Genomic DNA, 13,783 nt, shown 5'->3' on the forward strand with positions numbered 1-13,783 from the left:
CCAGCATTATTAGTAATGACGTAGTTGTGTTATAGATTCAGTCGGCATTTATCTTAATGATAATTATTTCAAATGGATTTAAAGTGAGTCTTTCTGTCCCTATCTGGTTAGGTTTTCTATTATCGTTTGAAAACAAAATATCATAGTTTCTGCCTAAAGTCAGTTTTTGAGTTTTTCGTCTGATAAATGAGAAATTAAGAATTATCATTATTTTTTCGTTATTTATGTATCTCATGTACAATAACAAGTTGTTATTTCCGCTGTTAATGAATTTTATATCTCCCATATGCAAAGCTTTGTGTTGCTTCCTTATTTTTATAAGTTTCTCAAAGAGATTATACAATGAATCAGGGTTCTCTTTTTCCTTTTCTACATTTACATATTGGTAGTTGGAGTTTACGGGTAGCCATGGTGAGGTTTCACTAAAACCGGCATGCTCATCACTATTCCATTGCATAGGGGTTCGCATTTTGTCCCTACCCTTATAAAACGGATAGAACATTTTTCCATATCTGTCCCTAAGGTTTTTACGTTTTAACGGCGTATTTTCCATGCCTATCTCATCTCCATAATAAATAAACGGAGAACCTTTGAGCGTAAGTAGCATTGCCGCTAATACTTTAGCCTTATTAAATTTGTAACGAGAAAAGAAATACCGTTTTAAATTCCGGCCTATATCATGGTTGGAAATAAAAAAACAAGGCCAGGATTTATCCGGGAGGCTTTGATAATAATTCCGGATGATTTTGTAATATTGTTTAGCATTGAAAGGGGAAAAGACCAATGAAAAATCAAATGCTAAATGGAGCATATTTTCTCCGTTTCCTAAAAAGCTATTGACGAGAGATGAGTTTCCGGGAGGTGGAGCATATATCTCACCTATACTTGCCTTGTCTTTGTACTGCGAAAGTAATATACGCAGATCTTTTAATAATTTATATACCTCGGGCTGGTTCCTGTTGTAGGCTTTCTTACCGGATAATAAGTGCAGAATAGAGTTATTTCTCAGTGATTTATCTTTGAAGATTAAATTAATGACATCGAGCCTGATCCCGTCAATACCCAAGTCGAGCCAGAACTTAATCATCTCAAACATTGCTTTTTTTACTTCGGGATTTCTCCAATTTAAATCGGGTTGTTCCTGAAAAAAAGAATGATAGTAATATTCATCGGTCACTTTATCGAGTGTCCATGCGGTTTTCCAAAAATTTGTCCTCCAATTATTCGGCTTCTTTTCATTGAGATTATCATGCCATATATACCAGTTTCTTTTAGAATTATCTTTGGAAGAAGATGATAATTTAAACCATGGATGCCGGCTAGAAGTATGATTCAGCACTATATCCATAATTACTTTTATTTGATAAGAATGGGCTTTTTCGAGTAACTCCCGAAAATCCTGCATTGTTCCGTAAACCGGATTTATCGAATAAAAGTCAGATATATCATATCCACCGTCGATTAAGGGCGATTTATAAATAGGAGAAAGCCAGATAGCATCTATACCCAATTCTTTGAGGTAATCCAGTTTTTGAATTATGCCTTGTAAATCGCCTGTACCATCGGCATTGGTATCGTAAAAACTTTGAGGATATATATGATAGATTATGCCATGCTTCCACCAAACAAACGACTCTTCCTGTTCAATCATTATTTAGCCCCGTATAATCAATCAGCTCGTTGATGATTGTTTCCACATCAAAATCAAGAGAACGCTTGATTGCAGCAGTCTTGATTGGTTCTTTATTTTCTAAACCTAAATAGTAATTAATTTTTGCAGCCATTTCAGTAGGATATTCTACAAGGAACCCGCACTCCATATCAATTATGATATCCTTAGGCCCTTTACTGTTATATGCAACAACAGGTAAGCCACAGCTTATAGCTTCGAGCACAACATTGCAGAATGTATCGAAGCGCGAAGGTAACAGCAATATATCAGCCGAAGAGTATATATCAGCTAGCTTTTCCTGGTCTACCCAATCTATAAATATAGCATCAGGAATTTCAACTTTTAACTCTTTTGAAGCAGGACCTTTTCCTACGATTACGAGTCTCGCATCCGGATGTACCTTTTTTACCTGTTTGTAAATAGCGGGTATTTCTAACACTCCTTTTTCTTGACTTAGCCTGCCTACATATAATAATACAGGCACATTTTCTTCTATACCGAAGTTTATAATCTTATTACTAGACCGAGGCTTAAAACAGGGGTTTACCCAATGCGAAGTTTTACAAACTTTCTCGGGATCCAACATCATCTGAGTACCGGTAAGCCATTTCATCTGGTCGGAGTTCAGCACCAGTACTCTGTCGAAAGATTTATAGAAGAACCTTAACATGCGTCTCATCCTGTCGGAATTACGGCTATTAAAGTTTAAAACCTTACGAGCAAACATCAGCCAATCGGTATGTAAATAAAAGCTGGCTTCTACTGTATAGGCATGTTTTAAGTATAAAGCGAATATACCCATAATGCCTTCTGTCGAACAAATAATACGGTCATACTCTCCTTCCAGAAACAAATTGTGAAGTTCTACAAAATTAGGAATGTTTATTGTCTGATCCTGATAAGAAGGAATATTGAATTGCGTAAGAGGTTTTAATACAGTTAGGTGGTCGTCACTCTCTATTTTATCACTGCATACTATTATATCGATAGGTAGGTCTCTCAGTTTGATTTGTTCATGCATCTGCTTTAAAAATATCGATACCCCATTTTTGTCACCAAAAGTATCGGTCATCCAAAGTATTCTTTTAGGATGTTGATGTTTTTTAAGCGCTTTGGAAAAGTGTTTCAGAAAAGGCCGGGTATTATATAGTGCTTTGGCACTGGTAAAATGGGCTGCAAGTATAAACAATGATGTGAAGAAAGGAAACGATAAACCATCGAGAAAACTTGAGATATCTATCTTTTTTTCATTATCGGATTTACCTATATAAGACCTTATGCTGGTTGGTAATTCCAATTCCGAAATAATACTGTCGAAAGATTTGCTCCAATTATCTTTATCAATCTCATCCATCTTTGTTTCGAGACGTTTGGCTAATATCCCATTTATCTGATTATTGATTGATAAAAGCGAATCATAATATCCTGTGACAAATTCGTCGCTATCTTTATTGTATAAAGACGGCATATTAGCAGCAATATCAAATACGGGTTTATAGGCTGACGAAACAAGAAGACGTTTGTAAAAAGCTGGTTTCTTGCCCATCATGCACTCATAGAAGAGCTTGATAAAGGACATTGTCACCTTATGATTCTGCACCTCACTGAATACATTAGAAACCAATATAGATGCCACTTTCTCTGTTGTATCCCCTTTGTGCAAGAGCAATCTGATCAGCCCCGGATCTTTAAAGTTTATGGCTATCTGACACACATAATTCAGGAAAGCAAGAGTCAGTTTCTCTGTATTTTGGTGTGAGCCATACACGGCAAGATTTCCTTCTTTTATAGCCTCCAAAATTAATTGGGAACGGGATGTAGTTTCCAGTTTCTTCTGCAAATCGGGAACGTAAGCATGTACACCGGTCATTCCGGAAAAGATTCCCATATGGCTATCCGAACCGCCTGTGAGTATTTTCTTATACGGGTGTCTACAGTACTGTGTGAGCCCTATATTATATTGCTGTGAATAATTGTATAAAGATTCTTCATTCACCTGACTGATCCATTCTTTTACAAGTATGTTCTGCCATGTGTCTCTCTGCCCGTTAAGGAATTCGAACCGTTCGAAAAGCAGAAGCATTTTATTGAAAAAATCCTGGGGAGGCATTTCTTTTACCGAATAGTGATACAATGGGTGCGCCCATATTGTAGGAATATCATGTTCCCATGTAAATTCCTGAAATGCATATATGTTTTTTCTCAGCTTGTTGAGCCGTTTCTCTTGTTCCGGGGTGAAGCCATAGGTCAGGACATGGATTCCGGTATTAAAGTCGGGAACCCAACAACTGAATTCGGCGGCGGTGAGAATATCATATCCCTTGTCCTGCATTATATAGCAAGAACGGGCATTATTATGATTGGTTATAGTGTAGGCGTCGCATCCATTCCTTTCCAGTTCATGTAAAAGAACCTCGCTGGATATCCACGTCTCCGGAACACGAAGCAATCGTCCTATTAATTCATCCGGTACATCACTATTATAATCGTGGCAATGTAGGTCTATCTTTAATGTGTCTTTTAATGGATATTTATTTTTTTCGTATTCAAGGAACTTATCCAATTCATCCTTTAAATTCTTCTGAAAGTTTTTTTCCATAACTCATTTAAGTATTAATCTATATAAGAAAAATCGGGAATATTGCTATTCATCTAACATTCCCGGTTTTTCATTAAAGAAAGTGCTGATATGAAGCAATATTGTAAAATCTTTCTTCACACAAAAGAAGATTGTTTTTATTACCAATATCTCACGAAATGAATACGAAATGGTTAATATTTTATGAAAAACTACGCTTGTATGTAAGGAATAGGTTACGACGATACAATTATTCTGTTTTTAGTTTTTTTAGCTATGATTAGATGAATAAAGACACGAGGAATATTTCACTGTCTCTTGATTCGAGAGAAATTGGTCGAAATATTTAATCAGGTAAAACTATATAATATTTACTCATAGGAGAGTATTTACAATCTCGACACAATAGTCTGCTTTTTTGAGAGTCTTTTGCTGGTAAGCAAGAGGCTTCTTTCGTTTCAAATCTGTGGTCTGAATCAAACGAAAATACGTCTTTTATTTTTGTTCATTTATTTAAGAATTATTTCTTATTATTAATATAAAATTATATACCTTTGCCGGTGCTTAGGTGCTGTAAACAGACATTCGTCTTTTACATAAAAAGGGAATCCGGTTAGAATCCGGAACAGTGCCCGCTACTGTGAATTCCATATAATTTTTGAGCATCACCATTGCCACTGTTCTTTATAGAATGGGAAGGCTGCTCAAAACGGAACAAGTCAGGAAACCTGCCAAGCTACAAGTAATAAATATTCCCGGGGTCAGGAATAGAGTTATTAATTATTATACTTCATTCTTAATGAGAAGGAAATTTATGCTGACAGCATTGCTGTGCTGCGCTGTAAACATTGTGTTTGCTCAGATGAGCTTGCAGGGAAAAGTTGTAGACGAAGACGAAAAACCTATTGCCGGTGCCAGTGTTTGGATTGAATACACAACCATCGGAACATCGACCAATCAAAAAGGAGAATTTTCGCTGGAGAAGATTCCGGATGGAAGTAATTTGCTAAGAGTTAGTGCACTCGACTACACAGGAGGACGTAAGCAGATTGATAGCTCGGTAGGAAACGTCGTAATAAAAATGAAGCATTCGCCTCTTAAATTAAATGAAGTTGTCGTTACAGGCACAGGTACATTGAATAAGCTCAAAAATTCGCCGGTAGCAATTGATGTTATTTCTCAAAAGGAATTGCAAAATACAAGTATCCCTACTTTCGAAAATGCAATGATCGCATTGAATCCGTCACTCTCGTTTACCCCCAATGCCATGGGTTCTTATATGCAGCTCAATGGATTAAGCAACAGATATATATTAGTGCTTGTCGATGGCAAAAAACTAGGCGGAGATGTTGGTGGAAATGTTGATCTGAACAGAATCGATATGGGCAATATCAAAAGAATAGAAATCCTGAAAGGGGCGGCATCGTCATTGTATGGTTCAGACGCAATAGCCGGGGTTATCAATATTATAACCAATAGACCTAAAGATCTTCTTAATTTCTCAACAGAAACACGCCTGTCTGAATACGGGCAGTTTAATCAAAACATAAATCTATATCTGAATGCCGGAGGATTTTCTTCTGCCACCTCTTTCCAGCGTAATCAGGCTGATGGTTGGCAGTTAAATAAAAAAGAACTGCTGAATGGAGAAGAGGTTGATACAGATAAACAAGCTATGTTACGGTTTTATTCCGATATTTTCAGTCAACGGTTTGGGTATACCCCTACAAAAGAGTTGAGCTTGTATGTCGAAGGGAGTGCATTCGATAAAAAGTTTAAACGTCCGGTAAGTGCTTACGGATTTGATATGAAATACGTTGATTATTCATTCGGAGCCGGAGCCAAATATTTGTTGAAAAACAATGGCGTGATCTCTTTGGATTGGAATACAGACCGTTTTGAATACTCGAAAGTCTATCTGAAAGAGACTACGGATAAAAACGGAACAGTCTTTATCCCAGGGCAGGAAGAATTTGTCAGAAGACAGAAATATCATAATATTAATTTGAAAAGCTCTTTCTATGCAGGGAAATACAATAAAGTAACAGTTGGCACAGAATACAAAATGGATAATCTGTATGCTCCTTCTGATAGTATCGGCGGGTCTAAAGATGTGTATACATTGGCATTTTATGCCCAGGATGAAATAAACTTGTTCGGAAAATTAAGCATAGTACCGGGTATTCGGTATATCTACAATGAAACTTTTAAGAACAGGGTTACACCGAAGATAAGTGCGATGTATTCTCTAGATTATTTTAATTTTAGGGCATCGTATGCTGCCGGTTTCAAAACTCCCGAATTAAAGCAACTATTTATGAAGACGGAGGTTACAAGCCGGGGTAATACGACATTAAGCATAGGTAATAAAGACCTGAAACCGGAAAGTTCCAACTATTATTCTCTTAATACCGAATATGTGAGGGATTTTCTCACTATCTCATTAACAGGTTATATCAATAACCTGAGGAATATGATAAATACGTATGAAGTAGAATTAACTCCCGAGGAAATAGCAGAAGGGTATAATAAAAAGTCTTCGTATCATAATATAGGAAAATCACGAATACAAGGCATAGATCTTGCATTTAACTCATACCTAGGGGCTAACTTCACGTTAGGAGGAGGATACAGTTATGTCAATGCAAAAGATTTGGATACCGGAAAGCGACTTCAGCGAATTAGTCGTCATACAGGGAACGTAAATCTTAACTGGTTCAAAGATTGGGGTATCCTCAAGTCTAACTTCAATATAAACGGACGTTTACAAAGCCGCAGATATTACGATGATGGAGACGATGCCCGTGCCTATCAGCTATGGAATATTGCAACCCGCCATACGTTTAAAAGTATAAACGGACTTGTGTTTGAACCGGGATTCGGGATTGAGAATATTTTTGATTTTGTTGACGACAAACCATTTAACCGTAACTATGCAACCTTGTCTCCCGGACGTACATATTATGCCAGCCTGAAAATCAAATTCAGTAAATAACCGGATATGAGATTATCATATTGGATATTGTCCGCAGTTATCATCTGTACTGTAATATCTTGTACTTCCAACACTCATAAAAATAACGATAGTGTAGGTAAGTATGACTTAAAGTATGCCCGGGGATTCAGTGTAGAGATACACGAAGAGTATAAACTAATAAAGGTACGCGACCCATGGGATACGATCCGGACTCTTTACCAATATGTATTGATCGACAGGGATAAGCCGGTTCCATCCGGTTTGCCTGAGGGAACATTAGTAAAAGTTCCTTTACAAACAGTAGTGGCATTTTCTACTATTCAATGCAGCATGTTGCAGGAAATAGGTGAACAAGGTCGTATAACAGGTGTGTGTCAGGCGCAATATATTGATATTCCCTACATCCGGAAACAATTAACCAGCGGGAAGATTATTGATCTGGGAAGTATGCATAAACCGGATATAGAAAAATTAATAGACCTAACACCCGCTGCGCTTGTTGTTTCTGCAATGGAAACAGGCTTAGGGTATCTGGATAAATTAAATATTCCGGTCATTGCAACTACCGATTATATGGAAGATACGGCACTTGGACGTGCTGAATGGATACGCTTTCATGCATTGTTCTATCAGAAAGAAGATTATGCCGATTCTCTTTTCAGCGAGACAGAACGCCGCTATAATGCAATAAAAGACATGGTAAAAGATATCCCTCAGAAACCCTCGGTATTTAATGACCTGAAGTATGGTAAAACATGGAGAATAGCAGGGGGCAAAAGTTATCTGGCTAATATGATTCGCGATGCAGGCGGCGACTATATTTGGAGTGATGACTCGACGACAGGTTATATAAGGTTGTCTGCTGAAGTTATACTTGATAAAGCCGAATCTGCTGATATCTGGCTACTTAAATACAACAGATCCGAAGACTTTACATATAACAGGCTGAAAGGAGAGGATAGAATATATTCCGAGTTCGATTCATTCAGGAAAAAGAATATTTGGGGGTGTAATACCGACCGGATACATTATTTTGAAGACCTGCCTATTCATCCTGACCGGATATTGAAAGATATGGCTGCAATATTCCATCCATATTTATTCCCGGATACGCAGTTAAACTACTTTAAGCAACTAACCGAGTAACTGAAAAATAAGCTTTTATGAAAAAAACACTATTAAGCACCTTATTATTACTATTTGCAATCACTACAACTTTAGGTCATGGTGTAACTAATTATATGCACTCTGATTTTCTAGAAGGAATGCAGGAGGGTGATAAAGCTGCTATACTGATGATACATTTCGGGACAACTCACCACGACACCCGCGAGGTAACTATCGAAGCTTTAAACAATAGAGTGAAGCAGGAATTTCCTGATCTCGAATTCAGGGAAGCATACACTTCACGCATTGTTATTAAACGGCTTGCTGATAATGAAGGGATAAGGAAAAATAATCCATTAGAGGCATTAAAGCAGTTACATGCAGATGGATATACCCATGTACTGATTCAGTCATCCACTATTATAGATGGGGTTGAAATGGAATCTATCTGTAAAAATGTAGAAGAAGTACAATCCCTTTTTAAAGACATCCGTATAGGAAATCCTTTGTTGTATACTCCTCAGGATTACGAAGATGTAATTGAGGTATTAACACCCGGTTATGATAACGACACAGCATATATATGGGTAGGGCATGGCACGTACGATGTGACCACCGCCCAATATGCAATGATCGACTATATGCTGAAAGCAAAAGGCCATACTAACTGTTTCGTCGGTACTATCGAGGGTTATCCCGAATACGAAGATATGCTGTCTCAGCTGAAATCTTCGGGTTTGAAGAAAGTAGTGCTTATGCCCTTCATGTTTGTAGCCGGAGACCATGCTAAAAACGATATAGCCGAAGATTGGAAAGAAAGGCTCGAAAAAGAGGGGTATCACGTAGAAGTAAGTCTGCAGGGATTAGGTGAAAACCCTAATATACAGAATATCTATATCTCTCATTTGAAGTTTATCACCGGGCATCGTAAAATCGGTATTATGGAGAAAAAGTCTGTGTATGAAAAGACAGGAGAGAAAATAAAAGGCAATCATTAAAAAACTGAAATAACAATAATACATGTCAGAAGGGAAAATAATAGTGGCGGGCATCGGTCCCGGTTCCGAAGAAGATATTACTCCGGCTGTTTTGCAGACTGTGAAAATATCCGATGTCATAATAGGATATAAATACTACTTTCAGTTTGTAGAAGGTGTTATCGGTAAAGATGTATTATGCATTGATACGGGTATGAAGAAAGAACGGGAACGGGCTGAGGAAGCTTTCCGCTATGCTGAAGAAGGTAAAACCGTTTGCGTGATAAGTTCGGGAGATGCCGGTATATACGGAATGGCTCCCCTTGTATACGAAATGAAAAAGGAGAAGCAAAGTAATATTGAAGTTGAAGTACTACCGGGAATCAGTGCTTTTCAAAAAGCGGCAGCTCTATTGGGGGCTCCCATTGGGCACGATTTCTGTATTATTTCCCTTTCCGATTTGATGACACCTTGGGACAGGATAGAAAAGCGGATTTCAGCAGCGGCTTCCGCCGACTTTGTAACCGCTATTTATAATCCTAAAAGCAACGGGCGGTATTGGCAACTGTATCGTTTGACCGAACTATTTCTGAAAGAGCGTTCTCCCGAAACACCTGTAGGATATGTGCGTCAGGCAGGGCGCGAGGAACAGGAAATAAAAGTAACGACTTTGGGAGAGTTTGATCCCGAAGAAATAGATATGTTCACCATCATTATTATTGGTAATTCACAATCCTATATTTTCGGCAAAGAGTATATAGTAACGCCCCGTGGATATTACAGGGAGACGAAAAACGAAGATATCGGTATCGGTCAGGATATTATGATACGTAGTTTCCGAACTATCGATAGTGAATTGAGAAACAGAAATATTCCATTAGATAAAAAATGGGCATTGCTGCATGCCATCCATACAACTGCCGATTTCGATATGGAGAATATCTTCTATGCAGATGAAAAAGCCGTAGAAAATCTCCATTACAGATTCGTTAAAGGAGAACTTAAAACCATTATCACCGATGTGACTATGGTAGCTTCGGGTATTCGCAAGGGCGCATTGGAACGGTTAGACATAGAAGTGAAATGTTACTTGCATGACGAACGTGTAGCCGAGTTGGCAAAGTCAAAAGGTATCACCCGCACTCAAGCCGGAATACGTTTAGCTGTGGATGAATATCCCGATGCCTTGTATGTATTCGGAAATGCTCCTACGGCCTTGATGGAACTGTGCGAACTTATCCGTAAAGGAAAAGCGAAACCAAACGGAATTATCGCTGCTCCTGTCGGCTTTGTCAATGTGAAGGAGTCCAAGCACATGACAAAACCATTCTCCGGTATTCCTAAATTGATTATAGAAGGTAGGAAAGGCGGAAGTAATCTGGCTGCAACATTAGTTAATGCCATTCTTACTTTCGACGATGCAGAACAATTAAAACCGGGCAGGGATGTATGAAGTATGGGTATAAAGTTTTATGTAATAGGAATAGACGATAATAAAGAGCAATATTTCGGGAAAGAAATTTCGGAGGTAATAGCATCCCATACTGTATTTTCGGGAGGAGCGCGGCATCGGGAGATAGTAAATCACCTATTGCCCGAAAATAATCAATGGATAGAAATTACTGTCCCTTTGGATAAGGTTTTTTTCCAATACAATAGTTATAACGAGATTGTTGTTTTCGCCTCGGGCGACCCTCTGTTTTTTGGTTTTGCCAACACTATACAACGTATTGTCCCCGGCGCTGAAATCATTTTGTTTCCATCTTTCAATTCTTTACAATTATTGGCTCACCGTTTGCTGATGCCTTATCAGGATATGCACATTGTCTCTTTGACAGGACGCCCGTGGGATAAATTTGATGAAGCTATCATTTCAGGTTACGAAAAAATAGGGGTGTTGACTGATAATAAAGAACATACGCCTGCCAATATAGCAAAAAGAATGCTGCAATATGGCTATGATAATTATCAGATGGATATCGGCGAATTATTAGGAAACAAAGAATACGAGAAAGTCTCTACTTTGAATTTGGAAGAAGTAATTGATAAGGGCTTTGCTTTTCCGAACAACCTTATATTACGAAAGACGCGTAACCGGTTCCGACCTTTCGGTATACACGAAAATGAGTTTAATCTATTGAATGGCAGGACAAAAATGATAACCAAAATGCCGGTACGTTTATTATCTCTTAGCCTTTTGGATTTGAGAGAAAAAAACGTCTTTTGGGATGTTGGCTTCTGCACAGGTTCGGTCTCGGTAGAAGCAAAAATTCAATTTCCCCATTTAAAAATATATGCCTTTGAAAAAAGAAAAGAAGGTAAGATGCTAATGGAAAGTAATTCCCGAAAATTTGGTACTCCCGGTATACTAGCTATCGAAGGGGATTTCTCGGAAACCGATATTACAGATTTTCCGCAACCCGATGCTGTTTTTATTGGAGGGCATGGAGGTAAAATGAGTGAAATAGTGACTAAACTATCGGGTGTGTTGAATGATAAAGGTGTTATTGTATTTAATTCGGTCTCGGACGAAAGCCGGCATATGTTTCTAAATGCAATAAATGAGAACAATTTGTTTCTGGCTCAGAATATATCTATCAAAGTCGATGATTTTAATACCATCGAGGTAATGAAAGCAACCAAAAAACATGAATAAACGAGCAATAATATTAACATCGGAACTGGCGTATCCAATAGCTCTAACAATAGTGAAAGAGTTGTCTGATTCTTCTATATTCAGTAAATCAGGAATCGAAGGTACTACTCTTATAACATCGATAGGGGAATGTGTCAGCGAAATATTTAACCGGTATGAATCCATTATTTTTATTGGGGCAATGGGTATATGTGTGCGTAGTATAGCTCCGCATATCAAAGATAAATATTCCGATCCGGCAGTTGTGAATATCGATAGTACAGGAAGATATGTGGTGTCGGTACTGTCGGGGCATGTCGGAGGGGCTAATGAGCTGGCAGAAAGTCTGGCCCGTATTATCGCAGGAGAAGCTGTGATTACGACTCAAAGTGATAATACGAATCTCTGGGCTCTCGATACTATAGGTAAGAAATTCGGATGGGAAACAACTTCGAACAGGACGAATTTCAACGAACCTCTGACATCCTTTGTAAATAAAAAAGCCACAGCTTTATTGCTGGATATTAAAGATGAAGGGATTCTATATATGGAGCGCACAGCCCCGGAACATGTGAAAATCTTTTATAAGTACGAAGATATTGACTTATCCGGATTTGATCTACTAATAGCAGTTACTCCATATATATATCCGGATATAGAAATACCGGTTATCTATTATCATCCTAAGGTTTTGCATCTGGGAGTCGGTTGTCGTAAAAATTGTAATCCGGAGGGGATCAGTAAGTATATCGGACGGATATTGTTTGAGAAAAACATAAGTATGTTATCGGTAAAAGATATTTCGACTATAGATTTAAAAAAAGAAGAACCTTTACTTTCTAAATTACAATCTTATTTTGATGGGACACCGGTTCATATTTATACAGCAGATGACCTGAAAGACATTGAAGTAGCCAATCCGTCTCAAAAGGTGAAAGAAGTAACCTCGATACCGGGCGTTGCAGAATCGACAGCTGTAAAAAGTGCGGATTACGGAACTCTGGTTTTAGAAAAGCAAAAAGGTAAACTCAGCGAAGGTAATGACTTTACATTTGCTGTAGCAATAGCAAGAAATGCCGTAAGGCAAGGACATATCGAAATTGTAGGGGCAGGACCCGGTGATCCGGATCTTATTTCGGTAAAAGGGCGCCAATTCCTCGAAGCAGCAGATTTGATATTGTATGCAGGTAGCCTTGTTCCTATAGAATTAACATATTGTGCTAAAGAAGGCGCAACGGTACGAAGTTCGGCATCTATGGATTTGGAGGAACAGTTTGCGATCATGAAGGAGTTTTATGATAAAGGAAAGCTTGTAGTACGCTTGCATACAGGTGATCCTTGTATTTACGGGGCAATACAGGAACAGATGGCCTTTTTCGACAAATACAATATGTCTTATCATATTACACCGGGTATATCATCTTTTCTGGCCGCAGCTGCTGCATTAGAGTCCCAGTTTACAATCCCGGAAAAAGTACAGACTATAATACTGACGAGAGGGGAGGGTAGAACTCCTATGCCGGAAAAAGAAAAATTACATCTTTTGGCCCGTTCGCAAAGCACAATGTGTATTTTCCTTAGTGCTACAGTTGTAGAACAAGTACAAGCTGAACTATTAGAACATTATCCACCTGAAACTCCTGTAGCAGCATGTTATAAACTGACATGGAAGGACGAAAAGATATATAGGGGAGAGTTGAAGAATCTGGCTCGGATAGTGAAAGAGAATGGTCTGATACTAACTACAATGATTGTTGTGGGTGAAGCGATCGGTAACCGGGAAGGATTATCGAAACTCTATTCACATCAATTTAAGCATATGTTCCGTTCTTAGGCT

At 38.3% G+C, this 13,783-nt stretch carries 8 protein-coding genes and 1 riboswitch; of the genes, 6 read left to right on the top strand and 2 right to left on the bottom strand.

Annotated features, from left to right (window positions below; all coding sequences use genetic code 11):
- Positions 1–37: 37 nt before the first annotated feature.
- Together BUC12_RS06400 and BUC12_RS06405 are read right to left on the bottom strand one after the other, a co-directional pair.
- A complete protein-coding gene (locus BUC12_RS06400; protein ID WP_062177492.1) occupies positions 38–1,651 on the bottom strand; it encodes a glycoside hydrolase family 13 protein in 1,614 nt (537 codons plus the stop codon).
- The gene (locus BUC12_RS06405; protein ID WP_062177495.1) at positions 1,644–4,271 is read right to left on the bottom strand and encodes a glycosyltransferase; all 2,628 of its coding nucleotides are present in this window, start codon (positions 4,269–4,271) and stop codon (positions 1,644–1,646) included. The genes BUC12_RS06400 and BUC12_RS06405 overlap by 8 nt, the downstream gene beginning before the upstream one ends.
- A 528-nt stretch (positions 4,272–4,799) precedes the next feature.
- Positions 4,800–5,000: riboswitch (cobalamin riboswitch) on the top strand.
- Between the two features lie 49 nt (positions 5,001–5,049).
- On the opposite strand from BUC12_RS06405, the gene BUC12_RS06410 reads away from it, so the two are divergent.
- Genes BUC12_RS06410 through cobM form a run of 6 tightly spaced genes read left to right on the top strand, consistent with a single transcriptional unit; the run spans position 5,050 to position 13,780 of the window.
- Positions 5,050–7,245, top strand: coding sequence for a TonB-dependent receptor (locus tag BUC12_RS06410; RefSeq protein WP_070808561.1), 2,196 nt, complete (start codon positions 5,050–5,052; stop codon positions 7,243–7,245).
- 6 nt (positions 7,246–7,251) lie between these two features.
- Positions 7,252–8,373, top strand: a complete 1,122-nt coding sequence (locus BUC12_RS06415) for an ABC transporter substrate-binding protein (protein ID WP_062177500.1) — start codon at positions 7,252–7,254, stop codon at positions 8,371–8,373.
- Positions 8,374–8,390: 17 nt separating this feature from the next.
- Positions 8,391–9,332, top strand: coding sequence for a sirohydrochlorin cobaltochelatase (locus BUC12_RS06420; protein ID WP_062177503.1), 942 nt, complete (start codon positions 8,391–8,393; stop codon positions 9,330–9,332).
- 22 nt (positions 9,333–9,354) lie between these two features.
- On the top strand, positions 9,355–10,764 hold the full coding sequence (gene cobJ / locus BUC12_RS06425) for a precorrin-3B C(17)-methyltransferase (protein WP_062177506.1): 1,410 nt from the start codon (positions 9,355–9,357) through the stop codon (positions 10,762–10,764).
- A 3-nt stretch (positions 10,765–10,767) separates the two neighbouring features.
- Positions 10,768–11,967: a precorrin-6y C5,15-methyltransferase (decarboxylating) subunit CbiE gene (gene cbiE / locus BUC12_RS06430; protein WP_175552614.1), complete on the top strand. Its 1,200-nt coding sequence runs from the start codon at positions 10,768–10,770 to the stop codon at positions 11,965–11,967.
- The gene (gene cobM / locus BUC12_RS06435; RefSeq protein WP_062177507.1) at positions 11,960–13,780 is read left to right on the top strand and encodes a precorrin-4 C(11)-methyltransferase; all 1,821 of its coding nucleotides are present in this window, start codon (positions 11,960–11,962) and stop codon (positions 13,778–13,780) included. Before cbiE ends, cobM begins: the two co-directional genes overlap by 8 nt.
- Positions 13,781–13,783 lie beyond the last annotated feature (3 nt).

It is taken from the genome of Indolivaga macrotermitis, from assembly GCF_900128985.1.
In the GTDB taxonomy this organism is placed as follows: Bacteria; Bacteroidota; Bacteroidia; order Bacteroidales; family Dysgonomonadaceae; genus Dysgonomonas_A; species Dysgonomonas_A macrotermitis.